Genomic DNA, 26,584 nt, shown 5'->3' on the forward strand with positions numbered 1-26,584 from the left:
ATTCGGCTGGCCGGTGCTTTTTTATTTGCCATCGGTAACATCGAGGGGTGCGCTCCCTGATGGCACACGCTTCCCAGCCTGCCAGCCATAGGACCCGACAACTGCACTGTTAGTTGGCAGTCACTGTTCACGTTGGTGCACTCTTTTATTACACCCGCCTGCGATTGCCTGATTGTCAGACAATAGCGCCGTATCATTCATTCAACTAAGCCCCTTACTTTGTGCGACGCCTTAGTTCATGCCCCGTCATTATCCCTTGCACTATTACTCTGGATGAAACCTGTCACACCCTTATTAAATAAACCGCCATCACCCTACATTTCCTGCGCTGTTGGCATAGCTGTTGCTTTACCTAACTTAACGGAACTTTACAAACCTCCAGACACCGTACCTCTTGATTCAACACAAGGAATACACATGACATTCTTGCCCTCCCGCTTTTGACACACCGTAATAAGTGTTTTCCTGCACTTATTACACAACCGTTAAACAAACAGTTCTCGTCCCTGCGTGCAAGGGCGAACGGAGCCTTATTGCCCTTCATTTAGTCGAGGGACTTTTATGAGTGACGAGGTAAAGAATAAAACGCGGTCTGCCCCGCTGCTCGACGCCGAACGAGTACAGCAGTGGACCCATATTCCCCATGTACCCAACACCTCGACACCCGCAGGCCTGGTTACATCGCGGGCGTTGTTGCTGGTGGGCCTGGTTGCCCTGCTGCACGCAGGCGCCTGGTGGGTCATGCAGCAGGCCAAGGCCGAGCCCGTGGTCACGCCGCCCGAAATTCCGGAAATGACCGTCGAACTAACCAGCCCGGCACCACCGGCGCCACCCGTGGAAGAGCCGCCACCGCCACCGCCGCCGCCAGAACCCGAAGCTCCACCCGAGGACGAAGATGCGGTGAAGGAGCCGCCAAAACCGGTGGAAAAACCCAAGCCCATAGAAAAACCCAAACCGGTGGTCAAGCCCAAGCCGGTGCAAAAACCGCAGCCGGTCAAGCCCGCCCCACCGGCACCTGCTGCCCCGGCGGCACCGACTGCGCCAGCAGCACCCGCGGCGCCTGCCGCAGCACCGGGTCCGGTCAAGGAAACCGCGGCGGTATCGGGGCTCGCCAGCCTTGGCAACCCGCCGCCCGAGTACCCATCCCTGGCCTTGCGACGCAGTTGGGAAGGCACTGTGGTGCTGCGGATCAAGGTACTGCCCAACGGGCGCGCCGGGACGGTGGAGGTCACCAAATCCAGCGGTAAACAGGCACTCGATGACGCGGCTGTAGAAGCCGTACGCAACTGGAAGTTTGTCCCGGCCAAACGAGGGGATACCCCCATCGAAGGATTTGCCACCCAGACCATCTCTTTCAAATTGCCGGAATAACCCAGCCGGGTGCCGACACTAACTTTTATTTAGCCGCCGTGTGAGGTGTAACCATGAACGAGTCTATGTCTTCCATGATTGTCCCCGGGGTGCTCTGGGCACTGGTGCTGTTTTCGGTGGTGAGCTGGGCCTTGCTGCTCATCAAGTCATCGCAATACCTGCGCCAGAAAGCGCAAAACTCGCAATTCAGCAAAGCCTTCTGGGCAGCCCCTGACCTGCTGACGGCGGCCGAACACGCCAGCCAGTACCCCGGTGCCCTGGCCCGCATCGCCAACAGTGGTTTTGAAGCCATGATTGTTGATGACAGCCCGCGCACCACCCAGCAACTGGCCCACACCATCAACCGCTCCGATCGTCTGGAGCGCAACCTGCGCCAGCAGATCCAAAAAGAGCGCCGCGCCCTGGAAAGCGGTCAGGCGATTCTTGCCAGTATCGGCAGCACCGCGCCCTTTATCGGTCTGTTCGGCACCGTGTGGGGAATCATGGAAGCGCTGCAAACCATCGGCGCAACCGGCTCCGCCAGCCTGGAGACCGTGGCCGGGCCCATCGGTCATGCCCTGATCGCCACCGGCGTGGGGATCGCGGTCGCGGTACCGGCAGTGCTGATTTACAACTTCTTCCTGCGTCGCCTCAAGCTGGCCTCGGCCAACATGGACGACTTTGCCCATGACTTCGACGCCCTCGCCCAGCGCAGCGCCTTTGCCATCGACCGCCAGGCCATTTCCAACAAGCGCACCCCAGTGCGGGAGGCAAGCTGATGTCTTTCTCAACCCAGGACAGTGACGAAGTACTCAGCGAAATGAACGTCACCCCGCTGGTGGACGTGATGCTGGTACTGCTGGTGGTGTTTATCGTGACCACGCCGATGATGACCAACGCGATCAAGATCAACCTGCCCAAGACCGACGCCGTGGCCTCGGCGCAAAAAAAGGACCCGGTGGTGGTCAGCGTTGACCAGGACGGCAAGTTCTACCTGGCCAAGAACGAAGTGGCCCCCGAACTGCTGGAAAAAAGCCTGCAGGACGTGAAGGCCCAGGACCCGGAAGTGCGCGTGCAGTTGCAGGCGGACGAAGGTGTCAACTACGGCCAGGTGGCCAAGGCCATGGCCTCCATTGAACGCTCGGGCATTACCAAGATATCGGTGATGACCGCCAGATGAAGCCCTCACCCCACCCCTCTCCCATAGGGAGAAGGCCAGGGTGAGGGGCTTTTGATCCTGATGTAACCACGCACCACCCACGCCGCGCAGGGGCTTTTGGCCCCTGCAGGGGAGCGGCTTGCTTGAAAAAAGTGTTTTGCCCGGGTCGACACAACCCAACTGGAGTCATGAGGGCTCACAAGGCCATTCCAATAAACGTCTGAATAAGCCGGAAATAACCATGCAGATGAAGAGTTCAGGTTTTACCCTCAAGCCGCTCGTTGCAAGCTTGCAGCGACACCGTTTTGTGCCGTTGTATCTGGTCGCTCTGGGGATGAGCGCGGGCCAGTTGCAGGCAGCCGAAGTGAGCACCACGGATGATTCGTCCGCTGCCGTCAGTGCGGCCACGGTCAGCACCGACAGCGCCGCAGCGCCGGCCACCACGCAACTGGACCGGGTCGAAGTGACCGGTTCGGCGATTCGCCGGGTGGATGCCGAAACCGCCGTGCCGATCACCATCCTGCGCGCCGAGCAGTTGCGCAACGAAGGCGTGACCACCACGGCCGAAATCATGCAGCGCGTGACGGGCAACCAGTCACTTCGCAACTCGGCCAGCTCCGTGGGTTCCGGTACCGGGGGGTCGACCTTTGCCGACATGCGCGGTATCGGTGCCAACAAGACCCTGGTGCTGCTCAACGGCCGCCGTTTGGGCAATAACGCCATTGACGGTTCTGCGGTAGACCTGAACACCATCCCGTTTGCCGCCATTGACCGCGTCGAGGTATTGCGCGACGGCGCATCGGCCTTGTACGGCACTGACGCGATTGGCGGCGTGATCAACTTCATCACCAAAAAATCCATGACCGACGGCACCCTGTCACTGGGCGGCGAAGGTGCAGATGCCAGTGGTGGTGGCGACAGCCACGATATCAGCGGTAGCTGGGGCTACGGCGATCTGGAAAAAGACCGTTTCAACGTCATGGCCGTTGCCGGCTATAACAAGCAAAACGCCTTGCATGCCAAGGACCGCACGTTCGCCAGTAACTACGAACCGGGCCGCGGCCTGGATCAGACTTCCGGCACGTCCAACCCCGCCAACTGGAGCCAGGGCAATATCAATACCAACCCGCTGGCGGCCAATGGTTGCAACGGGGCAAACCTGGTCCTGCGCCAGGGGCTATGCCGCTATGACACGCGCAACTATATCGACCTGCTGCCTGAAACCGAGAAGACCTCCTTTTTCGGCAAAGCGACCGGCAAGATCACCGATGACGACAACGTCAACCTGGAGTATTTCTGGGCCCGTAACAACAATGCCGTGGGTGTTGCCCCCGCACCACTGATTGGCGCCAGCATGGACCCGAGTTCGCCTTACTACCCGGGCAACGGCATAACCCCGGGCACCAGCGATCCATCCTTCGATCCCTCGCAACCGATCGGCCTGAACTGGCGTGAAACCGCTGCCGGTGGCCGCCAGAGCAAAGACCAGAATACCAGCCAGCGCCTGGTATTGAGCTTCGATGGTGTGGCCAAGGGCTGGGATTACAATGTCGGTGCCTCGTACAACCAGAATCAGGTGAACTCCAGTGTGACTGGCGGTTACGCCAGCGACGCGGCCATGCTCAACGGCATTGCTGATGGCATCATCAACCCGTTTGGCCCGCAAACACCTGCCGGGCAGGCCTATATCGACGATCACCAATACCATGGCCAGTACATGTCCTCGGTGGGCCGGGTCACCGGTATCGACGGGCGCATGAGCCGTGAGATCGGCGACTGGTTCGGCGCAGGCCCGTCGGGCCTGGCGATCGGCGGTGAATATCGTCAGGAGAAGTTCCACCAGACCTTCGATGGTTTTGTCGCGGATATTTCCAGCCTCGGGGCCGACCCCGACGCCAGTGTCTCGGGTGACCGTAACGTCAAGGCGGTGTACACCGAGCTGAACGTGCCCGTACTCGACAGCCTCGAACTGTCAGCCGCCGTGCGTCACGACAAGTACAGCGACTTTGGCAGCACCACCAACCCGAAATACTCGTTCCGCTACCAGCCGGTCAAGGAGCTGGTGGTTCGCGGTGCCTACAGTGAGGGCTTCCGCGCACCGTCGCTGTACGAGCTGTACAACCCGCAGTACACCACTTACACCCAGGGCTACTACAACGATCCGCGCCTGTGCACCGGTGGCGTAGTGCAACCGGGGGGCAACGCCGGGCGCGATTGCGGCCAGCAGTTCCATAACCGCACCGGCGGCAACACTGAACTGTCCCCTGAAAAAGCCCGCAACGTGACCGTCGGTTTTGTCTACCAACCGGTGCGCAATCTGTCGATGGGCCTGGATTTCTGGTGGATCCACATCGCCAACCAGATTGCCGAGTTCCCGGAATCCACCGTCTTTGACGATCCGAACGCCTATGCCGACCGCTATGTGCGCAATGCCGACGGTTCGCTCAACTATGTACAGACCGGCCTCGCCAACCTGGGTGCTGTCAAGACCAGCGGTGTTGACGTGTCGCTGGACTACAAGTTCCCCAACACTCCCTACGGCCAGTTCGGCCTTGGCCTGCAAGGCACCTATGTGTCGCGCTATGACTACCAGACCACCATTGGCGGCAGCTACACCGACAAAGTGGGCGCGTTCAAGGATGACGGCATGGTCGCGCGCTGGAAACACGTGCTGAGCGGCACCTGGAACCTGGGCGCCTACCGGGCCTCGCTGGTCAACCGCTTCACCAGCGGCTATGACGACGCCGATCCGGACACCCACTCCCGTGTAGCGTCTTACACCTTGTGGGATATCTCCGGTGGCTACACTTTCAATAAGACCGTGGACCTGGATGCGGGGATCAAGAACATGTTCGACCGTAACCCGCCGTTCTCCAACCAGGCCTACAACTTCCAGAATGGCTTCGATCCGCGTTATGCCGATCCGATGGGCCGTACGTTCTTCGCCCGTGCCACCTATCACTTCTGAGCAACCACCGCTGCCGGCTCACTCCGGCTGGTAGCGGGTTAACTGCGAAATCGCGACCCCGCCGCATTTTCACGCGCAATGCGGCGGGGATTTTTCCAGGCAGTCGATGGTTCAACACGCGGTACAAGGAAGCCCAATGATGTCTGCATTTTTCCTGCCCCTGCTCCGTTCGCTGCTGGTGCCCGTGCTGTCCTGCGTGTGCCTGAGCGTCAACGCCGCGCCCGGCCATGCCCTGACGGTGTATGGCGAAGCGCCCAAATACCCGGCCGACTTCCAGCACTTCGATTTTGTAAACCCGAACGCGCCCAAGGGCGGTTCGCTCAGTCGAACATCGATGGAAATCGGTCAGTTCACCTACCTGTCGCCCTATATCGACCAGGGCACCGGTGTCGCCCAGGTCGATCAATGGGTGAATGCCCCCCTGGCCTTCCGCTCGCTGGACGAGCCCTATACGGTTTACGGGCTTGTCGCGCAGAAGATCGAGCGCGACCCCGACGGCCTGTGGGTGCGTTTCTACCTGAACCCCAAGGCCCGTTTCGCTGACGACACGCCGATCACCGCCCAAGACGTGGCCTTTACCTACGACACGCTGATGACCAAAGGCAGCCTGAGCTATCGCATGCTCTACGGCGAGGTCAAGGACAGGGTCATCGAAGGCCCGCTGCAGATTCGTTTCGACTTCAAGAACAACCAGAACCGCACCCTGGCGCTGGATCTGGCCAGTCTGCATATCCTCCCGGAACACTGGTGGAAGACCCGCGACTTTACCGCCGGTGGCGGCTACGAGCCACCGCTGGGCAGCGGTCCGTATTCGGTCTCCGGGGTTGACCCGGGGCGCAGTGTCACCTTTGCGCGCAACAAAAACTGGTGGGCCAAAGACTTGCCCGTCAGCAAGGGCCTGTACAACTTCGATAGCTTGAAAGTGATGTTTTACAGTGACATCGACGTGGCCCGCGAGATGCTCAAGGCCGGGGCATTCGATTACAACCGCGAGTTCTCCGCCACCGGTTTCAGCATCGGCTACGCCAGCCCGGTGCTCAGCGACGGGCGCCTGCAAAAAGGCGTGTTCGCCAAGGAAAAACCCAGTGCCGGCCAGGGGTTTACCTTCAACCTGCAAAACCCGTTTTTCCAGGATCGCCGGGTACGCGAGGCGCTGAGCCTGCTGTGGGATTTTGAATGGACCAACAAGCAGATGATGCGCAACTTCTATGTCCGCGCGCAGAGCTACTTCCCGAAAAGCGAAATGTCCGCCACGGCACTGCCCGACGCCCGTGAACTGGAGATTCTCGAACCCTTGCGCGGGCAGATCCCCGATGAAGTGTTCACCCAGGTGTACCAGGCGCCGAAAACCGATGGCAGCGGTTATATCCGCGACAAACAACTGCAAGCCCTGGCGCTGCTCAAGGAAGCCGGCTGGACACCCAAAGACAACCTGCTGGTCAACGCCAAGGGCGAACCGCTGCGCTTCACCTTTCTCGACAGCCCCAGCGGCTTCGATCGCATGGTTTTGCCCTGGAAACGTACGCTGGCGCAGATCGGTATCACCATGGACATTCGCAAGGTCGACTCGGCGCAGTACATCAACCGCACCAATGCCCGTGACTACGACATGATGGTCGGCCAGTTCCCCCGCAGCGGCCAGCCGATCGTCTCGCCCGGCCGTGAGTTGTACGACATGTTTGGCTCACGCAGCGCCACCCAGGCGGGTGCTTCCAACAACATGGTGCTGCGCAACCCGGCCGTCGACAAGCTGATTGACGGGGTAGTCCAGGCCAACAGCCGCGAAGAGATGGTGCATTACACCCGCGCCCTCGACCGCGTATTGCTGTGGAACTACTACATGATCCCTCACTACTACTCGGTCGGCACCCCGACGGTGTACCTGAACCGCTTCGGCCAGCCCGCCAGGGAGGCCAAATTCGACGAAGGCCTGGACACCTGGTGGGAAGTCAGCAAAACCCCATTAACCAATGCTGCGTATGGCCAGGCCAACGCACAGCCGGAGGGCCATTGAGATGCTGCATTACATCAGCCGTCGCCTGTTACTCATCATCCCCACCCTGCTGTGCATTCTGGTGGTCAACTTTATGATCGTGCAGGCCGCCCCCGGTGGTCCGGTGGATCAGGCCATTGCCCGCCTGCAGGGCTTCGGTGGCGCTGCGGTCGGCGGCGGCGGTGGCGAAATGGCCGCGGCCGCCGGCGGGGCCAGCCGTAGCAGTCGCGGCCTTGACCCGGCCTTGATTGAAGAAATCACCAAGCATTACGGCTTCGACAAACCCATGCACGAGCGTCTCTGGCTGATGCTCAAGAACTACGCGCAACTGGACTTCGGCAGCAGTTTCTTTCGCGGGGCCAAGGTCACTGACCTGATCGTGGAGAAGCTGCCGGTATCCATCTCGCTGGGCCTGTGGGCGACGCTGATCACCTACCTGATTTCCATTCCGCTGGGCATCCGCAAGGCCATACACAATGGCAGCGCCTTCGATGTATGGACCAGCACGGCGATCATCATCGGCTACGCCATGCCCGCCTTTCTGTTCGCCATTCTGTTGATCGTGGTGTTTGCCGGCGGCAGTTATGTCAGCTGGTTCCCGGTGCAGGGCATCGTCTCGGACAACTTCGACAGCCTGAGTTTCTTCGGCAAGATCGGCGATTATCTGTGGCATATGGTACTGCCCGTGTCGGCGCTGGTGATCGGCGGTTTTGCCACCTTGACCATCCTCACCAAAAACAGCTTTCTCAACGAAATCAGCCGACAGTATGTGGTTACCGCGCGGGCCAAAGGCCTGACCGAGCGCCGCGTGCTTTACGGCCATGTGATGCGCAACGCCATGCTGCTGGTGGTAGCCGGGATTCCCCAGGCGTTGATCGAGGTGTTCTTTGCTGGCTCGCTGCTGATTGAAACCATCTTCAACCTCGACGGCATCGGCCGCATGAGCTACGAAGCGGCGGTATCACGGGACTACCCGGTGGTGTTTGGCACCCTGTTTCTGTTCACCCTGTTCGGCCTGCTGATCAAGCTGATCGGCGACCTGTGCTACACCCTGCTCGATCCCCGTATTGATTTCTCGGCGAGGACTGCCTGATGTTCAACCTCTCTCCTCTTGGCCGTCGCCGCCTCAAACATTTCAAGGCCAACCGCCGTGGCTGGTGGTCACTGTGGATTTTTATCGGGCTGTTCGTGGTATGTCTGGGCGGTGAACTGATTGCCAACGACAAGCCCCTGGCGATTCACTACAAGGACAGCTGGTACTTTCCGATTGTCAGCAGTCACCTCGAAACCGATTTCGGCGGCGAGTTGCCCTTTGAACCCGACTACCGCAGCGACTACGTACGCAAGCTGATTGCCGATCAGGGCGGCTGGATGCTCTTCGCGCCGATTCCGTTCAGCTACGACACCGTCAACTACGACCTCCAGGAGCCCTCACCCAGCCCACCGAGCGCCACCAACTGGCTGGGCACTGACGATCAGGCCCGGGATGTACTGGCCCGCGTGATCTTCGGCGCACGGATTTCCATCCTCTTTGCCTTGATCCTGACCGCCATCAGCACCGTGGTGGGCATTACCGCCGGTGCCCTGCAAGGCTTCTACGGAGGCCTGGTCGACCTGCTTGGCCAGCGCGTACAGGAAATCTGGGCCGGGTTACCGGTGCTGTACCTGCTGATCATTTTGTCCGGCTTTGTCGCTCCGAGTTTCTGGTGGTTGCTGGGCATCATGGCGCTGTTCAGCTGGCTGGCCCTGGTGGATGTGGTGCGCGCCGAGTTCTTGCGCGGGCGCAGCCTGGAGTACGTCAAGGCTGCGCGGGCCCTGGGCCTGACTGACGGCGCACTGATGCGCCGGCATATCCTGCCCAACGCCATGACCTCCACCCTGACCTACCTGCCGTTTATCCTGACCGGTGCCATTGCCACCCTCACCGCCCTGGACTTTCTCGGCTTTGGCATGCCCCCGGGCAGCGCATCCCTGGGCGAACTGATCGGCCAGGCCAAACACAATCTGCAGGCGCCGTGGCTGGGCCTGACCGCGTTCTGTGCGCTGGCGCTGATCCTGTCGCTACTGGTGTTTATCGGCGAAGCCTGCCGCGACGCCTTCGATCCCCGGACCTGAGAATTGACATGACCAACACACTGATAGAAATCCGCGACTTGCGCGTGAGCTTTGCCGGGGCAGAAGTGGTTCACGGCATCAACCTCGATATCCGCCGTGGCGAGTGTATGGCGCTGGTGGGCGAGTCGGGCTCGGGCAAATCGGTGACCGCGCATTCGATCCTGCGCCTGCTGCCGGGCAAGGCTGTCGAGACCCAAGGCAGCATCCGCTACGACGGCGTTGATCTGGTGCATGCCAGCGAAGCTCAGTTGCGCAGCTTGCGCGGCAACCGCATTGCGATGATCTTCCAGGAGCCGATGACCTCGCTCAATCCGCTGCACACCGTGCAAAAACAGATCAGTGAAATCCTTATCACCCACAAGGGACTGAAAACCCGCGCTGCGCGGCAACGCACCCTGGAGCTGCTGGAACTGGTGGGCATCCGCGAACCGGCCAAGCGCCTCAATGCCTATCCGCACCAACTGTCTGGCGGGCAGCGCCAGCGGGTGATGATCGCCATGGCCCTGGCCAATGAGCCGGAACTGCTGATCGCCGATGAGCCGACCACGGCGCTGGATGTGACGGTGCAGCAAAAAATCCTCGAACTGCTGATCGACCTGCAACAGCGCCTGGGCATGTCGTTGCTGCTGATCAGCCACGACCTCAATCTGGTGCGCAAGATTGCCCAGCGCGTGTGCGTGATGCGCGGTGGCGAGATTGTCGAGCAGGCCAGTTGCGAGGCCCTGTTCAACGAGCCGAAGCACCCCTACAGCCGCATGCTGATCGAGGCCGAGCCCAGTGGCCGACCGGTACCGGGAGAGCACCGTCACAACCTGCTGCAAGTGGACAACCTGAAAGTCTGGTTCCCCCTGCCCAAACCGCTGTTCAGTCGCGAGCGACACTTTATCAAGGCGGTGGATGGGGTCAGTTTTGAACTGAAAAAAGGCCGCACCCTGGGCATCGTCGGCGAGTCCGGCTCGGGCAAATCGACCCTTGGCCAGGCTATTTTGCGGCTGGTGGACTCAGAGGGCGAAATCCGCTTCGGTAATAAACAACTGAACATCCTCAGCCAGAACCTGTTGCGCCCGTTGCGCCGGCAAATGCAGGTGGTGTTCCAGGACCCGTTTGGCAGCCTGAGCCCGCGCATGTCGGTGCAGCAGATCATCAGCGAAGGCTTGCTGGCCCATGACATTGGCGCTGAGCAAGAACGCGAGGCGGCGGTGATCCGGGTCTTGCAGGAAGTGGGCCTGGACCCGCAAAGCCGTCATCGCTACCCCCATGAGTTCTCGGGCGGGCAGCGCCAGCGCATCTCCATTGCCAGGGCGCTGGTCATGGAGCCGGAGCTGATACTGCTCGACGAACCCACCTCGGCCCTGGACCGCACGGTGCAAAAACAGGTGGTCGACCTGCTGCGCGACCTGCAGGCCCGGCATGGCCTGACCTACCTGTTTATCAGCCACGACCTGGCGGTGGTGCATGCCCTGGCCCACGACATGATCGTGATCAAGGACGGCAAGGTGGTGGAGCAAGGGGATGCGCAGTCCATCTTCGACAACCCGCAACACCCCTATACCCGGGAATTGCTGCAGGCCAGCAGCTTGAAGACACAGGAGCATGAGTTTGCATAAACGCCCGCCCCCGTAGCAGCCTCGCTCCGCTCATCAGCTGCTTGTATGTTGGTGCTAGGGCCTTCCTGTGGGAGACGGTTAACTCCAGAGGCTACGTACCCAGCCCACTGCACGTTTACACAACGCTCTGGTTTTGTAGCAAAGACAATTGGTGTCCGGAGCATAAACGGGGTTGCTGCTGACCAACCCCAGCGCCTGCAAGTCAACCTGAAACGGCGCAGCGACAGCCCCCCAGCGTTTAGCTTGCTGTATCAGAGCAAAAATCATGGACACCGCCAAACAAGCGATAAACAACCAGAAACCGACCTTGTACCAGGTGATGTATTGATTTAAGTGCAGCTCAATCGCCGTGTTCATGTCGCTGTGAACCAGCAAATATATCCCTGCGCCAAGGGCGAACGGGAAAATGTCCCCCAGGTATCGCAAAAAGATTTTTGCGTACTGCCTGCATTTTCGCTCCATTCCCACGACAGGAATGATCTGTATATCCGTGATATGCAGTACATCACCGTGGGCCGTTTCATCGGCTGGGGTCCAGATCACGTCGCCTACCGCCCGCGTCCAGTACTGCCCCATAAATCGCTTGAAAAACAATAGGGTGAACAAGGGGTGTGGCTTGAATTTCTCAAGTGCTTTTCCGGTGAAAACCAGTGCCGATTTTGGTGCGATTGCGCTGGTAGTGGCGTAGCGGCTGTGCTTGAACAGGTCGAGTGTATAAACCCGACCCTGGGTGTTGACCTTGAAATGTCGCTGGGCAAAGACGGTTACCGGCACCTTCGAATAATGAATCAAGGCTTTGGTCTTACAAAACAGCATCACAGGTAGTTCCGTCCAGAAAAACCGTGCAGCCTAGAGCAGTTTTTGGCCAATGGCCACTATCTAGCGAGTAAGGCTCAAGGCCCTTGCACTGCAAAGCCCTTATATCTCCAAATCGAATATATAAATCATTTTATATTCTTTTTTAAAAGCTAATTTTCCTGCAAGACTCTCGTCATAACTCTTCCAACTCATGATGAGAACGAAATGAAAAAATTCACTGCCCTCACCGCCCTGACCCTGGCTGTCCTGTCTGGCCTGGCCCACGCCGATCGTCTGGATGACATCAAAAAATCCGGTGTGCTGCGCGTGGCGTCCTTTGACAGCAACCCGCCATTTGGTTTTGTCGATGCCAACAGCAAGCAGATCGAAGGCCTCGACGTCGACTACGCCAAGGCCATCGCCGACAAGCTGGGCGTGAAGTTGCAGTTGCAGCCAACCAACCCGGCCAACCGCGTACCGCTACTGGTGGCCAACAAGGTGGACCTGGTACTGGCCAACTTCACCATCACCCCCGAGCGCGCCGAGCAGGTGAATTTCAGCATTCCGTACTTTGCTTCGGGCCAGCAATTTATCGTCAAGAAAGGCACCCTCACATCCCCCGAGGAGCTGAACAAATGGCGCGTAGGGGTGGACAAGGGCACGGTCAATGAAGGCGTGCTGCGCGAGAAATTCCCCGGTGCCAAAGTGGTGGCCTACGATGACACCCCGTTCGCCTTCACTGCCCTGCGCAACGGTAACGTCCAGGCCATCACCCAGGACGGCCCGAAGCTGATCGGCCTGCTGGCCAATGTGCCGGACAAGGACAAATACGAAGTGCCGCCGTTCACCATTTCCAATGACCTGATCGGTGTCGGTATTCCTAAAGGCGAAGCGCGCCTGACCGAGGTGGTCAACCAGACCCTCACCGACCTCGAAGCCCAGGGCAAGGCCCAGGGCATTTATGACGCCTGGTTCGGCCCGACCACCAAGACCCCGCTGACCCGCCTGTACAAGATTGGCGACAAGAGCTAAGCCAATGCCTCTGTGGGAGCGAGCCTGCTCGCGAAGACTTTTCGCGAGCAGGCTCGCTCCCACAGTTCCTGTCTCCTTCAGCCCGTCACGGTCAACCGGACGGGTTTGCTCGTTTCTGGATGGACGCTGTTTCTATGTTCGGTGAACTGCTTGCCCCGCAATACCTGCACTGGTTGCTCGATGGTTTTGTCCTCACCCTGATCCTTTCCCTGCTGACCTGCCTGGTGGCTACCGGGCTGGGGTTTTTGCTGTGCCTGGCACGCCTCTCGCCTTTGCGTGTGTGGTCGTGGCCGGCACGGGCCTACCTGGCCCTGTTTCGCAACACGTCACTGCTGGTGCAGCTGTTTTTCTGGTACTTCGGGGTCACGGCCATGCTGCCCGAAGGGCTGGTGATGTGGCTCAACCAGCCGCGCAGCCTGTCACTGGGGCTGTTTGAAGTTGACTGGCCGTCGTTTGAGTTTCTCGCCGGGTTCTGGGGGCTGATGCTCTACACCGCCGCTTTTATTTGCGAGGAGTTTCGCGCCGGTGTCAGTTCGGTGCGGGTGGAACAACGGGCGGCAGGTCTGGCGCTGGGCTTGAGGCCGGCACAGGTGTGGCGCTATATCGTGTTCCCGCAGGCGCTGCGCACGGCGTTGGGACCGTTGCTGGGCCAGTATATGAACGCCCTGAAAAACTCGTCTCTGACCATGGCCATTGGCTTGGCCGAGCTGTCCTACGCCTCGCGTCAGGTCGAGACCGAAACCTTCAAGACCTTTCAGGCCTTCGGTTTTGCCACTCTGCTGTATGTGGCCAGCATTGCCTTGCTCGAAGTACTTGGCCAATTGATTGCACGCAGCAAGTGGTATCGCCAGGGAGGGGTGTAAGTCATGGATTTTTCGGTTATCAGCGACAACTTTTCGTATTTCATGCTCGGCGCCTGGCCCAACGGACCTTTGGGCGGTGCAGCACTGACGCTGCTGCTCAGCCTGTTGTCGGGGATCATCTCGGCACTGCTGGGGTTGGTGCTGGGCATTGCCCTGGTGATGATTCGCGGCAAGGTGCGCTGGCTGTTGTTGGGTGTGCTGGGCTTTTTGCGGGCAATTCCGGTGGTGATGCTGATTTTCTGGAGTTACTTCCTGCTGCCCATCCTGTTCAAGGTCGATGTACCCGCGCTGGCCACCGTGGTGTGCGCGCTGTCGTTGATCGGCGGTGCGTACCTGGCCCACTCGGTGTATGCCGGGATCAGCAGCCTGCCGGCCGGGCAATGGGCGGCGGGCAAGGCTCTCGGCCTGGGTAGCTGGCAAGTGTTGCGTCTGATCATTCTGCCGCAGGCCCTGCCGATGATGCTGCCCTCCTTCCTCAACCAATGGATTTCACTGATCAAGGACACCTCGCTGGCGTACGTGATCGGGGTCGGCGAGCTGTCGTTTGTTGCCACCCAGATCAGCAACCGGGTGATGGTGCACCCGACGGAAATCTTCCTGTTTGTGGCGCTGGTGTACTTTGTGTTGTGCAGTGGCCTGGACTGGATGGCCAATCGGTGGGTCAAGCGCTAACCACCTTCTCACCTGTGGGAGCGGGCTTGCTCGCGATGGCATCACTGCGGTTTGCCTGGCAGACCGCGTTGTCCAAATCGCGGGCAGGCCCGCTCCCACAACGATCAGTGCAAGGTTGCGATCACCGCCCAAACCGGCACAAAGCCCATTGGCAGCCACACGGCCAGTCGCGGCCGATACGGCAACAGCATCAGCAGGCTAAAACCGCTTAACGAGATCATGCCAAACCAGCCCACCGGCCCCATCGCCCAGCCCCAGGCCAACCCGCAAAACCAGAAACTCAGCCCCAGGCTTAGCCAACCGGCAACCCGTAGCACACGGCGCAAGCGGGCCGCAGGCGGCTTTCCCCACACCTGTTTGTAATGACGCTCCAACCCCTGGCACAAGGTAAGCATGCCGATGTAAGCGAACGCCAGTGCAGCAAAATAATCAGCCAGCATCTCAATTTACCTCGGCCATGACGGCGGTTTTTTTACGTGGCACCCGCTCAACCGCCGGTTGCGAGACTTTCCAGCAGGCCCACAGCAACAAAGCGCCCAGGGCCATAGCAGTCAGCTCGACGCCCATGCTGCTGTGCAGTGCCCAAGGCCGGTTGACGGTGAAGACACTCAACAACGGCAAGGCCAGGCACAACCCTCCCGCCAACCCGAGTTGCTCGCGCCAGGCCTGCATGCGCGGGCGCAGCAAGGCATGGGCAAAGCTCAACGCCCACATGCCAAAGAACACATTCAATTCAGCATCCGCCCGTTCGGTCATCCCCGACGGCAACAGCCGGTTGCCCCACAACAGGCTGATGCAGGCCAGGCTCAAGCCCGCCATAACGGTGACATTGATCGCCTCGACCAGACGGTAGAGCACCTGGGCGACGCGACTTTCACTGGCGTATTTGCGCCGCCGCTTGACGGTGAACAGCACCAGCCCGCTGGCGATCATGGCGCTGCTGATCAGCCCGCAAATAAAGTACAGCCAGCGCATCGGGTAACCGCCGAACTGGGCAAAGTGCAGCCCGGAAATCACCCGATGGGTCAGCACCGTTGGGCGCATTTCAGTGGGGCCGGCCAACTGCTCGCCGGTGACGCCGTCAAAGCGCATGCCCTGGCCCTTGGTCAGGGCAATGCGATTGCCCAGGATCGGACGAATCTGGATTTCGGCATTGCTCATGCCGGGGTTGCTGATGCTGATCCCGCCCAACGGCCCCATGACAGCCCGGGCCTGGCTCAGCAACGGCCCCAGGGCCACCAGCGGTGCAGGCTCTGCGGTTGCCGGGCGCTGTACGGCAACGCTGGCCGGCGCCTTGTCCTGTGCCTTGAAAAAGGCCTCGCGGTCACCATCGAACAATGCATCCATGGCCGCCGGCATATAGATCACCAGAAAAATCGCCAGCCCGGTGTAGGTGATCATCAAGTGAAAAGGCAGCAACAGCACGGCACTGGCGTTGTGCGCGTCAAGCCACGAGCGCTGGCCTTTAGCGGGACGAAAGGTGAAGAATTCCTTGAAGAACTTCTTGTGGATCACGATGCCGCTGACCAAAGCCGCGAGCATGCCCATGGCCAGCGCACCCACCAGGTAAATGCCGATCATGCGCGGCATGTGCAGGGTGAAGTGGAACAGAAAGAAAAACCGCCCTCCTACCGTTTCGCGAACCGGCATCACCTCGCCGGTATCCGGGTCCAGGGTCACCGACACGCCATCACGGCGCCCGCCGGTGGAGGCCTGCAATTGCGGCGAGCGCTCATAGGGCAGGCTGATACCCCACTGTTTTGCGTCAGCCTTGTGCGTCTGCAAGTAGCTCAGTGCGCGTTGCGCGGCCTGCTCATCGGTCAGGTGGTGGGCCGGCAGCTCGGGGGTCATCCAGTTGTCGATCTCCTGATCGAACACGGCCAGGCTGCCGGTCAAAAAGATCACGAACAACAACCAGCCGACGATCAGGCCACCCCAGGTGTGCAGCCAGGCCATGGATTGGGTCAGGGTCTGTTTCATCCCAGTCGCTCCAGCAGTTGCGGCCAAAAACCGATGGCGGCCAGGGGCACGGCGAGCACCGCGCCCATCCAGGCCGACCACTGGTGGCGGGCAGCAAATGCCCACAAAATGGCGAAGGTGTAGATCACAAACGACAGCAGGCTGGCGACGATCATCGCGTCTACATTGTCCAGCGGCAGCAGCCGCGCCAATGCCGCAGTAAAGGCATAGGTAAAGACATAACCACCAACCAGTGCTGCCAGTGTGCGAGACACGATCGGCGCCCAGGCCGACGTTGCAAGTTTCATGTGTTCAATCCTCTATCGAGCTCCGGTTTTTGCCTGCGCCAGATGCGACAACGGCGCGACACCCGTTTTCACGGATGTCGCGCCTGCATGGGCCGCGGTGTTGTCAGAACGAACTGGTCACAGACGCAAAGTACGCACGGCCTGCCTCGTTGTAGGTTTGCGCGCCCGCCTCGTCCGAGTTGCCCTTGCGGTACAGTTGCTTGTCGAACAGGTTGTTGATGCCCACCCGCACACTGAAGTTTTTGTTGAACTCATAGCCGCTGCTCAAGCCCACCAGACCATAAGGATCGACGGGCTGCTGCACCGACTTGTCCAGTGCTTCATTGGCGCGGTTGTTGCGCTTGGGCGCTTCCTGCTTGCCGTAGTAAGTCCCGCTGACCTGGAACGACAGTTTTTCGGTGGCGTACCAGTCGAGCATGGTGTTGACGGTGTACTTGGGAATGATGCTCAGCGGGTCGCCGGTTTCCTTGTCCTTGCTTTCGATCATGTAGGTCAGGTTGGTGTTCCAGTCCAGATCCTCACGCAAGCTGACAAACAGGTTGCCTTCCACCCCCTGGACGATGGCCTTGCCGCTGTTTTCCCATTGCAGCACGCGACGGCCGTTGGGCAGGCGGAATGCCGATTCGTTGCTGGCATTGATCTTGTTCTGGTAGTCGTTGCGGAAATAGGTGGCACTGGTGCGCCAGGTGCCCTTGTCGAGCGCCAGACCGATCTCTTTGTTGACGCTGATTTCCGGTTTGAGATCCGGGTTACCCACCAGGTAGCAGCCACCGATATTCACTTCAACCGAGCTGCAGCCACCACCGCGGCTGTACAGCAGGTAGTTGGGGTTGGACTGGTACAGGTTCGGGGTCTTGTAGGCCCGGGCAATACCGCCCTTGATGCTCAACTCATCGGTGAGCTGATGCGAGGCGTTGAGGCTCGGGCTCCAGTTGCCGCCAAATTCGCTGTGGTGATCGAAGCGCACGCCGGGGGTAACGATGGTTTTGGCGCCGACTTCGATATTGTCTTCGACGTAGAACGCATAGCTGTTGGCCGTGGTTTTGGTTTGCGTACGGTCCGTACCCGGCAGGCCGGGTGTACCGTCAGCCCCCGGATCCCAGCTTTGCGGACGCAACGAGCCCGGGTCATTGAGCGACTCGTAGAGGTATTCACCACCCAGAGTCAGTACCTGGGCGGTGCCCATGTTCAGCGGCAGATTGACCTCACCTGTAGCGCGGGTATTGCGCAGGCGCGATTCAAAACTGCCGGCGCTGGCAGAAGGTGCACCTTCACCATAACCGGCCAGGCCTTCGTTGAGGCGCGCGTTGCGGGTCAGGTCGTGGGTCAGCGAGGCCGAAGTCGAGCCCCAGTCAAACGAACCATTGTGGGTAGCCGAAAAGGTGCTCCGCTGTAGCACGCTGGTCTCTTTGCCGGTCAGGCTGTTGACGAAGTCACCCCCGCTGTTGAGCATGGTGTCGCCGGCAAAAATATTGCCCTGGCGGCTGTAGCTGGCTTCCAGGTCCAGGCTCTGCTCAGGGGTGAATTGCCAGCTGAGCAGGCCGTTGATGTCTTTGTTGCGCACGCCTTCGCGGCCCGCCACGACGCTGTCGGGGGAGGCCTGGGCAGCGGTATTGATGCCCGGATCGTCAGCATCGGTCTTGTTCAGGCCGCCATACACACGAAACACCAGATCATCCGTGATCGGCCCGCTGAGGTTGAAGTTGGTGCGTTTGCTGACACCTTCGGCGTCGTCTTCCGGCGCCAGGTAATAGGCGGTCAACGAGCCTTTTAGCTTGTCCGATGGACGCTTGGTGATGATATTGACCACCCCGCCCATTGCCCCTGAACCGTAGCGCGCCGCTGCCGGGCCGCGCAGGATCTCGATGCGCTCGACTTCTTCGGCCGGTACCCAGTTGGTTTCGCCACGGGTATCACGGTCGCCGCTCCAGCCATAGCGCTGGGCATTGCGCGAAGAAGACGGCTTGCCGTCGATGAGGATCAGGGTGTTTTCCGGGCCCATGCCACGCAGGTCGATCTGCCGGTTATTGCCGCGGGCGCCGCTGGAACTGTTACCGGTGAGGTTGACCCCGGGTTCGCGACGAATGATGTCGGACAGGTCATTGGCCGGCGGGCGTTTCTTGATGTCTTCGGCGGTGATGATCGACACGCCGGGTGCCTGCTTCAGCTCCTGGGCAGCAGTGCCCAATACACGGGTTTCTTCGAGTTGCAACGCCTGGCGGGTGCCATCCACCGGCAAATCGGTGGCCTCTACCGGTACTTCGTCACGCTCACGCTCAAGTGCGTCGGCAAGCAGGGTGGGCGAAGCCAGAGCGGCCATGAGAGCCAGTGAAAGATGACTGCGGTTGAATCGAGACGACATGTCCAGTTGATCCCTTAACAATGGAGTGTGCTCAGCAGGCCAAAGGCTGGTAATTGCTGACGCACGACCTCGAAAGGACCTACGTGTTTAGCTTTCCCCGGCACTGCCAGGGCTGCGATGATAGGGACTCTCATTTGAGAGTAAAGCGCAAATGACATCAATACTCATTTGGAAGTTCCGCAATCCCTTTGTTTTAGAGCCTTTTCCTACATAAAATAATTAATACAAAATGTAACAATGCCTTTGGATCAACAAATCCCCCTGCCCTGTACAATCCTTCATCCTACTTTTTTGAGCCTTATCGCCATGACTGACGAACTGCACATCACTGACCTGTTACCCGGAGACGGTAAAGCGGTGGTCAAAGGTGCCCTGATTACCACGCACTACACCGGCTGGCTCGAAGACGGCACGGTATTCGACTCTTCACATCAGCGCGGCAAGCCGTTCCAGTGCGTGATCGGCACCGGGCGAGTGATCAAGGGCTGGGACATCGGCCTGATGGGCATGCAGGTCGGCGGCAAGCGCGCACTGCAGGTACCCGCGCACCTGGCCTATGGTGAAAGAAGCATGGGCGCGCATATCACACCGAACTCCAACCTGCGGTTTGAGATCGAACTGCTGGAAGTGATTACACGCGACGATTGAGCGCGACTGCAGGTTGCGCACTAATAGGGAGTTAAATGCTGGTGAATCGATTTTTCAGGTGTTGTTTACCGATTATTCCGCTAATGGTACTGGCAGGTTGCAGCAGTCAGAGCACACAAACACTGCCAAGCCGGACTCCCGACCAGACCCGCGCCCGCATTGTGCAACTGCTCCCGGCCAAGGTTGCAGACCGCACCGGCTGGGCAACGGATATCCAGGTCGCATTCACTGCCCAAGGCCTGGCGGCCACCGATGAAAACCTCTGTTCCGTGCTGGCTGTGACCGAGCAGGAATCGACCTTTCAGGCCGACCCGCCGGTACCGGGCCTGGGCAAGATCGCCCGCAGCGAAATCAACCGCCGCGCCGGCAAGCTGCATATCCCCGAATTTGTAGTGCGCAGTGCCTTGAGCATCACTTCGCCCGACGGCAAAACCTATAACCAACGCCTGGATGCGGCCCGCACCGAGGGCCAGTTGAGCGCCATTTTTGATGATTTCATCGGCATGGTGCCACTGGGCAAAAGCTTGTTTGGCGGCTTGAACCCGGTGCATACCGGCGGGCCAATGCAGGTCAGCATCGCTTTTGCCGAAAAGCGTGCACGGGACTATCCCTACCCGGTGGCCCACTCGATCCGCCAGGAAGTCTTCACCCGCCGCGGTGGCATGTATTTCGGCATCGCCCATCTGCTCGGTTACCCGGTGGACTACAACCAGTCGCTGTACCGTTTTGCCGACTTCAACGCGGGCTGGTACGCCAGCCGCAATGCCGCTTTTCAGAATGCCGTCAGCCGTGCATCTGGCATACCGCTGGCACTGGATGGCGACCTGACTATTCCGGGCTCTTACGCGGTTGGCTCCACCGAGCGGGCTGTACGCGCCCTGGGCAAGCAACTGGGCCTGAGCAATAACGCTATCCGCCGTCAGCTTGAAAAAGGCGACAGCCTGGACTTCAACGAAACCGACCTGTACCAGGACGTGTTCGCCCTCGCCGACCGCCAGCAAGGCAAGCCGCTGCCCCGTGCGGTATTACCGGGCATCACCCTGCAAAGCCCGAAAATCACCCGCAACCTGACCACCGCCTGGTTTGCCCAGCGGGTTGATGAACGCCGTCAGCGTTGCATCAGCCGGGCAGCGGCCAGCCGTTGATTTTCTGTGGGAGCGAGCCTGCTCGCGAGGGTATCGACACGATCTACCTCACAGACCGTGTCGTCAGTATCGCGAGCAGGCTCGCTGCCACAAAGAGAGGTGCGCAGGCCTGCGAGCAAACGCACAGCTAAAATGCTACAAATTATGTAGCCAGCGCATGCAGGCCTTGTAGTCCCTTGGGCAGGCTGCGATAAGCTGCGCCGCAAGTTCAATCAACAGTCATCAGGAATAATTGATATGTGCGTGGTTTTTGCATGAAATGGCTCAAAGGCATCATTCTGGGAGTCATCCTGCTGGCAGTCGGCGCCGTGGGGCTGGGGCTGTTTTACTTTCTGCCCCAGCACGATGTGGTGATGGTCACGGGGGTTGAGGTCAAGCGCATGGATCACAACGGTGTGATCAGCGCAGAAAACCCGGCTGACGGCCCGACCCGGGATGTGTATTTCATCAACACTGAAGACCCGGTGACCAAGGAGGTCATGGTTTATCGCAACGAAGACACCGGCTGGTCCTTCCCCTGGTATTTCAAGTTCGACTCTGCCGATATCCAGGCCAAGGCCCAGGGTTACTCCCGCGATGCCAACCAGCTGGCGCTGATCCGCTACTACGGCTGGCGCATCAAGATCTTCTCGGTGTTCCCCAACATCACTGCGATCGAAGCCACCAACAGCCGGGATGAGCCTTTCCCCTGGTTCAACACGGTGTTCTTCAGCGTGCTGGCACTGCTCTTGATCGTGATTGCCATCTTTATCAAGCGTCGCGTCAAACGTCGCCCGCAAATGCCGGTCAATTGATCGCTGCGCCCCTGCGGGGGCGCATTCCAGGGGCCGTCAATCGGTCACCCGCGACACCCTCCCCTACGGCCACACCGGCAGTCCTTGACCTCAAGGTTTGCCGGTAGCAACAGCCAACTCGTCTGACACCTCGCCATCGGCCTCGCGCTCATGCTCCAGCACCGCCTGGGCCAGGTCTTCGGTGACGCGCATCTCGACCCCGACGGCCGACATTTGTGCCGCCGCGGTAAAGGGAGCTGCGGTCACTGGCTCCGAGCCCTTGGCACGACGCCAGGCAAACAGCAGCACCAGGCCCAGGTTCAGCGCGGCCAGGGCCCAGAATAGCCCGGCTTCACCGACCCGGGTCATCAGCGGCGAAATCACCAGCGGGCTGATGGCACAGCCCAGGGAGTTGATCAGCAACAGGCCCTGGATCATGCTCACAATCGCCCCCGACGATGCCCGATCCGCCGCATGGCTGACCGCCACCGGGTAAATCGCGAAGATACCGCCCCCCAGCAGAAAAAACGCCACTACCAGTAACGGCGAACCCGCTGGCAGCATCAGGATGATCAATGACAGCACTGCGCAGGCAGCGCCCAGCACGATCAATACCAGATGCCGGTCCTGATGGTCCGACCAGCGCCCGACCGGGTACTGCAACAGCATGGCGCCAAGAATCACCCAGGCCATCATATGCCCGACTTCGGTCACGTCCAGGCCGATACGTTGCAGGTACAAGGGCAGCAACGCATACACCGCGGCAATGGCAATACCCGAACCAAAACAGCCAATCACCCCGGTGGGCGTGGCACGCAGCAACTGCAAGGGCATCAGCGGTTCTGCGCGTTCAACAATCGGGGTTGCCCGCGGCAACATGACAATGGGCAACAACGATAGCGAGGCCAATATGGCGGCGATCATAAAGGGCACCGTGTCACCGGTCAGGGCAATGGCCCCCAGGTTGACCTGCCCCAGCAACCCCGCACCGTAGAGGGCAATCATGTACAAAGCCAGCAGGCGCCCGCGAATCTTGGGGTCGGCGGCCATCAACAACCAGCTTTCCACCACCAGGAACACGCCGACGCTGGCCCAACCGTTGACCAGGCGCAGGACAAACCATGTCCAGGGCTCGGATGACATGCCCTGGAACAGGATCGAGGTGGCAATCAATGCCGCGAAGCAGCTGTAGGCGCGGATATGACCGATGCGTACGATCAGCCGGTCATTGAAGATCGAGCCCAGGGTCAGCCCGATAAAATACGCCGAAGACACGATACCGACCATGGTCGCCGACTGGCCCATTGTGTCCAGGCGCAGTGTGGTCAGCGAGGCAAGCATGCCGTTGCCGATACTGATGATAAACAGCCCAAGTAACGGCGCCAGCGCCATCGCCAGCAATTGGACAGACATGATTGACTCAAGACCTCATTGATCAATGGATAACCCGCTCGGGCAAAAGCACAGCGGCACCTGCCGGCAAAGGCCGGGGCGAGACAGAAAAACCGGGGTGTGTGATTGTGCATCCTCGACGCCACGGACGTGGCCGGCGAGTGACAGGCAGGGCTCAAGACAAGCATCGACCAGGCAGAATCAGGGCGCGCATAGTAGCCGCAGACAGGTACAAGTTGAAGAGCGCGGCCCGGGATTTGTCAGGCCATTTTGACGCAGGTACCCTCCCCCTTGTTACCCGGCTCTGGAACCGTGCCTTTTTATCCGGTACATGTCGCCATCGGCATGGCTGAGCAACGTATCGGCATCCTCTCCGTCCACGGGGTAAAAGGCCATGCCAATACTGCAAGACGGCATTTTGATCCCGCCGAATTCAGCCCCGAGCGGCTCGGCCATCGCCGCAGTAATCTGTTCGATTTTCCAGGCCACGTCGTCCGCGGACTGGATATCGGTCAACAACACGGTGAACTCATCACCGCCCATGCGCGCCACCGTGTCCGATTCGCGCACACAACGGTGCAGGCGTTGCGCAGCCATGCACAACACGCGATCGCCCATGGCATGCCCATAGACATCATTGATGTCCTTGAAGTCATTCATATCCACAAACAGCAGGGCCAGGGTGCCTTGGCGCCGATGTGCTGCACGCAGGGCAGATTCCAGGCGGTCATTGAACAGCGAGCGGTTAGTCAGTTTGGTCAGCGGGTCGTGATGGGCCAGAAAACGCAATTCGTCCTCGGCCGCCCTCAAGGCTGTCACGTCCCGCGCAACCCCGATCCGCGCACCGACATCCTCAGACCAGAAGGCAGCCCAGAGGATATGCACGACAGCGCCATCCTTGCGCACATAACGGTTGCGAAAATCGACATGGGCCTGGCCATTCATCACCCGAACAATGGAGGCCCGTGAAATCGCCAGGTCTTCAGGGTGTATATAGTCCGTGATCAGGGTCCCCGTAAGCTCGTCGGCACGGTAGCCGAGCAGGGTCTGGCAGGCATCACTGACAAAGGCAATCCGGTTGTCCCTGTCGACCACAAACACCGTGTCCAGCATCAGGTGGATCAGTTTGGGATAGAGCGCCTGCAGGTCAACGGCCATAGCTCAGGGTGTCCGATTTGAAAATCGCCTTGATCATAGCCTGATAGCAAAGCAATGGCCAAATTACCATTTTATGTGGCATTTTTGGCGTCAAAATCCGGACGTCCGCCTCTCTCACAGTGACATCCAACGGATTGCATCGAGGTGCTAAAGTCAGCATTTGCTCAAACACAGGGACGACCCATGACAGGGCGATATCAAGGAAGCTGCCTGTGTGCAGCGGTCCGTTATGAACTGCTCACAACGCCAAAAGCAGTGAGTCATTGCCATTGCGGACAGTGCCGCAAAGGCCATGGCGCAGCATTCGCCTCCTATGCCAGCATTGCGCGCAGCGCATTGCGGATAGTCCAAGGGGCGGACAGGATCACGGCCTACTCTTCTTCGCCGTCAGTGCTGCGCGAGTTCTGCTCTCAGTGCGGTTCGACCCTGTTCTGGTCACGCAGCGAAGGTGAATTTGCCGACTGGATTTCCATAGCACTGGGCACGCTCGACAGCCCCTTTGTGGCACAAAAGCAAACACACCTTTACCTCGACTCGCCTGTGCACTGGGTTTGACCCTCGCCCTATGGGAGAGGGTCAGGGCGAGGGGCTTTCAACCCCTTCGCCTTGTTATCAGCCCTTGGCCGCCATGGCCGTCACTTCAACCCGCATCCCCGCAACGGCCAGCTCGGCCACGCCCACAGCTGCCCGCACCGGCCAAGGCTTGGCAAAAAATCGCTTGTAGACTTCATTGAACGCTGCCCGATCAGCCATATCGGTCAGGTAAATGGTCAGGTGCAACACCCGCTCCATCGAGCTGCCCGCCTTCTCCAGCGCCAGCTTGAGCGCCTGCAATGTGCACTCGCTCTGCTCGACAATCCCGCCCAGTTCCAGGCTGCCATCCGCACGGGTTGGTATCTGCGTCGAAACCAGCAAACCCGCAAAGCCGGCAACATCCGAAGAGATGGAGTCCGCATCAGGATCAGGGATGAAAGTCAGGTCGTGTTGCGACATAAGTGATCACTCGCTTGAGTTAAAACACCTATTGTCCAACGTCCGCTCGCGCCGTGCGCGTCTTTTTGCGCAGCAGCACATTGTCGTGCTTGGCTAAAACTGCCCGTGATCCATTACCATGCGCTTCGCCATGACGTCGTTGCATAGCCTGGAGTGCTCTGTGGAAATCAAACACCTGCGATCATTTGTGACCCTGGCCGAAGAGCTGCACTTCGGCCGCGCCGCGCAACGGCTGTCCATCGTGCAACCGGCCCTGAGCATGCAGATCAAAATGCTTGAAGAAGAGCTGGGGGTGCGTTTGTTCGAGCGTAACCGGCACTCGGTGGCACTGACCGAAGTGGGCACTCTCTTCCTGCCCGAAGCCAGGGCCACGCTCTACCAGTCGGCCCATGCCGCGGATGTGGCCAGGGCGTGCGGGCGCGGCGAAATCGGCCGGGTACGCTTTGGTTTTGTGTCCTCGGTACTGCCCCAATTGCTGCCAAGGCTGATCCGCTCGCTGCATGCCCGCTTCCCGCGCATCGAACTGGAACTCAAGGACATGCCGGGCCCGGATCAGGCCGTAGCACTGAAAAACGGCCAGCTTGATTTCGGACTGATGCGTCTGCCAGCCACCATCCCGGGCATCCAGACCCGCGAAGTGCTGCAGGAAAGCTTTATTGTCGCCCTGCCCGGCGACCATCCGCTGGTGGCCTGCACCAGCCTGCACCCAACCGACCTGAGCCAGCTGCCGGTGTTTATCCTGGCCCGGCGCTACGCCCCCGGTTTTTACGATGAAGTGATGCAGGCGCTCACCCACCGGGGCGCGCATCTGCAAAATGCAACCGAGCTGGGCGAGTTCACCACCATGCTTGCGCTGGTCTCTGCCGGGTTGGGGGTCGGTTTGCTGCCGGCCAATGCCGGCCGCGCATTACCTGCCAATGTCATCTCCAGGCCGCTGGAACTGCAGGACTACCGGGCAACGACCGGGCTGGCATGGACCGAGCTCAACAGCGCAGTGAAAAGCACCGTGTTCAGCTTGCTGGATGAGCTCTTTGCGCCGGGTCAGCAGCCCGTTGAGCACTGAGCAAAACCAGCATCTCCTTGCCCGCCATGATCAGCTCAGGGCACGCACCATTGACCTGGCAGGACACGATCAGGCCCTCGCCGATCAGCAGTAACTGCATGGCTGCCACGCGCGGATTCATATAGCCCGCTTGCGCACATATTTCCTCAAGATAGGCCTGAAGGGCCTGCTTGTGCTGGTGCGCCAGCCTGTGCGGCTGCTCTGACAGACTGGCATATTCAGCGGA

General features: G+C 59.8%; 24 protein-coding genes and 1 pseudogene. 16 read left to right on the top strand and 9 right to left on the bottom strand.

The genetic code is table 11. The features are described from left to right. Window positions 1-561 precede the first annotated feature (561 nt). The 8 genes from QN377_RS16355 to QN377_RS16390 all read left to right on the top strand — a co-directional run bounded on the left by QN377_RS16355 (window position 562) and on the right by QN377_RS16390 (window position 11,192). Window positions 562-1,371, top strand: coding sequence for an energy transducer TonB (locus QN377_RS16355; RefSeq protein ID WP_322212768.1), 810 nt, complete (start codon window positions 562-564; stop codon window positions 1,369-1,371). 53 nt (window positions 1,372-1,424) lie between these two features. Then, a complete protein-coding gene (locus QN377_RS16360) occupies window positions 1,425-2,129 on the top strand; it encodes a MotA/TolQ/ExbB proton channel family protein (protein WP_095002841.1) in 705 nt (234 codons plus the stop codon). After that, entirely contained in the window at window positions 2,129-2,530 is a 402-nt protein-coding gene (locus QN377_RS16365) for an ExbD/TolR family protein (protein WP_016780647.1), read from the top strand. The genes QN377_RS16360 and QN377_RS16365 overlap by 1 nt, the downstream gene beginning before the upstream one ends. A gap of 220 nt (window positions 2,531-2,750) precedes the next feature. Then, on the top strand, window positions 2,751-5,477 hold the full coding sequence (locus tag QN377_RS16370) for a TonB-dependent receptor (RefSeq protein ID WP_095018633.1): 2,727 nt from the start codon (window positions 2,751-2,753) through the stop codon (window positions 5,475-5,477). Window positions 5,478-5,613: 136 nt separating this feature from the next. Beyond that, window positions 5,614-7,491, top strand: coding sequence for an extracellular solute-binding protein (locus QN377_RS16375; protein ID WP_095002843.1), 1,878 nt, complete (start codon window positions 5,614-5,616; stop codon window positions 7,489-7,491). A 1-nt stretch (window position 7,492) separates the two neighbouring features. Beyond that, the gene (locus QN377_RS16380; RefSeq protein WP_095002844.1) at window positions 7,493-8,563 is read left to right on the top strand and encodes a microcin C ABC transporter permease YejB; all 1,071 of its coding nucleotides are present in this window, start codon (window positions 7,493-7,495) and stop codon (window positions 8,561-8,563) included. After that, window positions 8,563-9,585 carry an ABC transporter permease gene (locus QN377_RS16385; protein ID WP_095002845.1) on the top strand — a complete coding sequence of 341 codons (1,023 nt, stop codon included), beginning with the start codon at window positions 8,563-8,565 and terminating at the stop codon, window positions 9,583-9,585. Before QN377_RS16380 ends, QN377_RS16385 begins: the two co-directional genes overlap by 1 nt. Window positions 9,586-9,593: 8 nt before the next feature. Continuing rightward, window positions 9,594-11,192: an ABC transporter ATP-binding protein gene (locus tag QN377_RS16390; protein WP_095018632.1), complete on the top strand. Its 1,599-nt coding sequence runs from the start codon at window positions 9,594-9,596 to the stop codon at window positions 11,190-11,192. 78 nt (window positions 11,193-11,270) lie between these two features. Here the strand turns inward: QN377_RS16390 and QN377_RS16395 are convergent, their stop codons facing one another. Then, window positions 11,271-12,011, bottom strand: coding sequence for a hypothetical protein (locus QN377_RS16395; RefSeq protein ID WP_141232517.1), 741 nt, complete (start codon window positions 12,009-12,011; stop codon window positions 11,271-11,273). A gap of 204 nt (window positions 12,012-12,215) precedes the next feature. On the opposite strand from QN377_RS16395, the gene QN377_RS16400 reads away from it, so the two are divergent. From QN377_RS16400 to QN377_RS16410, 3 genes are all read left to right on the top strand, one after another. Beyond that, a complete protein-coding gene (locus QN377_RS16400) occupies window positions 12,216-13,022 on the top strand; it encodes an ABC transporter substrate-binding protein (protein ID WP_095002848.1) in 807 nt (268 codons plus the stop codon). A gap of 134 nt (window positions 13,023-13,156) precedes the next feature. Further along, the gene (locus QN377_RS16405; protein ID WP_322212765.1) at window positions 13,157-13,885 is read left to right on the top strand and encodes an amino acid ABC transporter permease; all 729 of its coding nucleotides are present in this window, start codon (window positions 13,157-13,159) and stop codon (window positions 13,883-13,885) included. A gap of 3 nt (window positions 13,886-13,888) precedes the next feature. After that, a complete protein-coding gene (locus tag QN377_RS16410; protein WP_095002850.1) occupies window positions 13,889-14,557 on the top strand; it encodes an amino acid ABC transporter permease in 669 nt (222 codons plus the stop codon). 104 nt (window positions 14,558-14,661) lie between these two features. Here QN377_RS16410 and QN377_RS16415 read toward each other — a convergent pair whose 3' ends face one another. From QN377_RS16415 to QN377_RS16430, 4 genes are all read right to left on the bottom strand, one after another. Then, the gene (locus QN377_RS16415) at window positions 14,662-14,997 is read right to left on the bottom strand and encodes a DUF3325 domain-containing protein (RefSeq protein WP_095002851.1); all 336 of its coding nucleotides are present in this window, start codon (window positions 14,995-14,997) and stop codon (window positions 14,662-14,664) included. A gap of 1 nt (window position 14,998) precedes the next feature. Further along, entirely contained in the window at window positions 14,999-16,537 is a 1,539-nt protein-coding gene (locus QN377_RS16420) for a PepSY-associated TM helix domain-containing protein (protein ID WP_095018630.1), read from the bottom strand. Beyond that, window positions 16,534-16,824 (bottom strand): iron transporter, encoded by a 291-nt coding sequence (locus tag QN377_RS16425; RefSeq protein ID WP_095002853.1) that lies wholly within the window; start codon window positions 16,822-16,824, stop codon window positions 16,534-16,536. Before QN377_RS16425 ends, QN377_RS16420 begins: the two co-directional genes overlap by 4 nt. A 103-nt stretch (window positions 16,825-16,927) precedes the next feature. Continuing rightward, window positions 16,928-19,186 (bottom strand): FepA family TonB-dependent siderophore receptor, encoded by a 2,259-nt coding sequence (locus QN377_RS16430; protein WP_095018629.1) that lies wholly within the window; start codon window positions 19,184-19,186, stop codon window positions 16,928-16,930. Window positions 19,187-19,492: 306 nt separating this feature from the next. Between QN377_RS16430 and QN377_RS16435 the strand changes: the two genes are divergently transcribed. The 3 genes from QN377_RS16435 to QN377_RS16445 all read left to right on the top strand — a co-directional run bounded on the left by QN377_RS16435 (window position 19,493) and on the right by QN377_RS16445 (window position 21,773). Beyond that, window positions 19,493-19,834: an FKBP-type peptidyl-prolyl cis-trans isomerase gene (locus QN377_RS16435; protein ID WP_322212762.1), complete on the top strand. Its 342-nt coding sequence runs from the start codon at window positions 19,493-19,495 to the stop codon at window positions 19,832-19,834. 35 nt (window positions 19,835-19,869) lie between these two features. Then, a complete protein-coding gene (locus QN377_RS16440) occupies window positions 19,870-20,979 on the top strand; it encodes a DUF1615 domain-containing protein (RefSeq protein WP_095018628.1) in 1,110 nt (369 codons plus the stop codon). Window positions 20,980-21,233: 254 nt separating this feature from the next. Then, complete coding sequence (locus QN377_RS16445; RefSeq protein ID WP_095018627.1) at window positions 21,234-21,773, top strand: DUF1523 family protein; 540 nt, start codon at window positions 21,234-21,236, stop codon at window positions 21,771-21,773. 90 nt (window positions 21,774-21,863) lie between these two features. Here QN377_RS16445 and QN377_RS16450 read toward each other — a convergent pair whose 3' ends face one another. Both QN377_RS16450 and QN377_RS16455 read right to left on the bottom strand, forming a co-directional pair. After that, a complete protein-coding gene (locus tag QN377_RS16450; RefSeq protein WP_095002858.1) occupies window positions 21,864-23,165 on the bottom strand; it encodes an MFS transporter in 1,302 nt (433 codons plus the stop codon). Window positions 23,166-23,438: 273 nt separating this feature from the next. Next, on the bottom strand, window positions 23,439-24,302 hold the full coding sequence (locus tag QN377_RS16455) for a sensor domain-containing diguanylate cyclase (protein WP_095018626.1): 864 nt from the start codon (window positions 24,300-24,302) through the stop codon (window positions 23,439-23,441). Window positions 24,303-24,485: 183 nt separating this feature from the next. Here QN377_RS16455 and QN377_RS16460 point away from each other — a divergent pair, with 183 nt between their 5' ends. After that, window positions 24,486-24,857 (top strand): GFA family protein, encoded by a 372-nt coding sequence (locus QN377_RS16460; protein WP_095002860.1) that lies wholly within the window; start codon window positions 24,486-24,488, stop codon window positions 24,855-24,857. A gap of 57 nt (window positions 24,858-24,914) precedes the next feature. On the opposite strand, the gene QN377_RS16465 is transcribed toward QN377_RS16460, so the two are convergent. Continuing rightward, the gene (locus QN377_RS16465) at window positions 24,915-25,295 is read right to left on the bottom strand and encodes a RidA family protein (protein ID WP_095002861.1); all 381 of its coding nucleotides are present in this window, start codon (window positions 25,293-25,295) and stop codon (window positions 24,915-24,917) included. A 160-nt stretch (window positions 25,296-25,455) separates the two neighbouring features. Between QN377_RS16465 and QN377_RS16470 the strand changes: the two genes are divergently transcribed. Further along, entirely contained in the window at window positions 25,456-26,358 is a 903-nt protein-coding gene (locus QN377_RS16470; RefSeq protein WP_095002862.1) for a LysR family transcriptional regulator, read from the top strand. Here the strand turns inward: QN377_RS16470 and QN377_RS16475 are convergent. After that, window positions 26,306-26,584, bottom strand: a pseudogene (locus QN377_RS16475) (hypothetical protein); the annotation flags it as partial. The gene QN377_RS16470 and the pseudogene QN377_RS16475 sit on opposite strands and share 53 nt — an antisense overlap.

The sequence above is a fragment of the Pseudomonas sp. CCC4.1 genome, from assembly GCF_035019225.1.
GTDB lineage: Bacteria > Pseudomonadota > Gammaproteobacteria > Pseudomonadales > Pseudomonadaceae > Aquipseudomonas > Aquipseudomonas bubulae.

Excerpts from the sequence above, each read along its gene's own strand:
- QN377_RS16355 (WP_322212768.1), top strand. The coding sequence starts at position 562 with ATGAGTGACGAGGTAAAGAATAAAACGCGGTCTGCCCCGCTGCTCGAC.
- QN377_RS16360 (WP_095002841.1), top strand. The coding sequence starts at position 1,425 with ATGAACGAGTCTATGTCTTCCATGATTGTCCCCGGGGTGCTCTGGGCA.
- QN377_RS16365 (WP_016780647.1), top strand. The coding sequence starts at position 2,129 with ATGTCTTTCTCAACCCAGGACAGTGACGAAGTACTCAGCGAAATGAAC.
- QN377_RS16370 (WP_095018633.1), top strand. The coding sequence starts at position 2,751 with ATGCAGATGAAGAGTTCAGGTTTTACCCTCAAGCCGCTCGTTGCAAGC.
- QN377_RS16375 (WP_095002843.1), top strand. The coding sequence starts at position 5,614 with ATGATGTCTGCATTTTTCCTGCCCCTGCTCCGTTCGCTGCTGGTGCCC.
- QN377_RS16380 (WP_095002844.1), top strand. The coding sequence starts at position 7,493 with ATGCTGCATTACATCAGCCGTCGCCTGTTACTCATCATCCCCACCCTG.
- QN377_RS16385 (WP_095002845.1), top strand. The coding sequence starts at position 8,563 with ATGTTCAACCTCTCTCCTCTTGGCCGTCGCCGCCTCAAACATTTCAAG.
- QN377_RS16390 (WP_095018632.1), top strand. The coding sequence starts at position 9,594 with ATGACCAACACACTGATAGAAATCCGCGACTTGCGCGTGAGCTTTGCC.
- QN377_RS16400 (WP_095002848.1), top strand. The coding sequence starts at position 12,216 with ATGAAAAAATTCACTGCCCTCACCGCCCTGACCCTGGCTGTCCTGTCT.
- QN377_RS16405 (WP_322212765.1), top strand. The coding sequence starts at position 13,157 with ATGTTCGGTGAACTGCTTGCCCCGCAATACCTGCACTGGTTGCTCGAT.
- QN377_RS16410 (WP_095002850.1), top strand. The coding sequence starts at position 13,889 with ATGGATTTTTCGGTTATCAGCGACAACTTTTCGTATTTCATGCTCGGC.
- QN377_RS16415 (WP_095002851.1), bottom strand. The coding sequence starts at position 14,997 with ATGCTGGCTGATTATTTTGCTGCACTGGCGTTCGCTTACATCGGCATG.
- QN377_RS16420 (WP_095018630.1), bottom strand. The coding sequence starts at position 16,537 with ATGAAACAGACCCTGACCCAATCCATGGCCTGGCTGCACACCTGGGGT.
- QN377_RS16425 (WP_095002853.1), bottom strand. The coding sequence starts at position 16,824 with ATGAAACTTGCAACGTCGGCCTGGGCGCCGATCGTGTCTCGCACACTG.
- QN377_RS16430 (WP_095018629.1), bottom strand. The coding sequence starts at position 19,186 with ATGTCGTCTCGATTCAACCGCAGTCATCTTTCACTGGCTCTCATGGCC.
- QN377_RS16435 (WP_322212762.1), top strand. The coding sequence starts at position 19,493 with ATGACTGACGAACTGCACATCACTGACCTGTTACCCGGAGACGGTAAA.
- QN377_RS16440 (WP_095018628.1), top strand. The coding sequence starts at position 19,870 with ATGCTGGTGAATCGATTTTTCAGGTGTTGTTTACCGATTATTCCGCTA.
- QN377_RS16445 (WP_095018627.1), top strand. The coding sequence starts at position 21,234 with ATGAAATGGCTCAAAGGCATCATTCTGGGAGTCATCCTGCTGGCAGTC.
- QN377_RS16450 (WP_095002858.1), bottom strand. The coding sequence starts at position 23,165 with ATGTCTGTCCAATTGCTGGCGATGGCGCTGGCGCCGTTACTTGGGCTG.
- QN377_RS16455 (WP_095018626.1), bottom strand. The coding sequence starts at position 24,302 with ATGGCCGTTGACCTGCAGGCGCTCTATCCCAAACTGATCCACCTGATG.
- QN377_RS16460 (WP_095002860.1), top strand. The coding sequence starts at position 24,486 with ATGACAGGGCGATATCAAGGAAGCTGCCTGTGTGCAGCGGTCCGTTAT.
- QN377_RS16465 (WP_095002861.1), bottom strand. The coding sequence starts at position 25,295 with ATGTCGCAACACGACCTGACTTTCATCCCTGATCCTGATGCGGACTCC.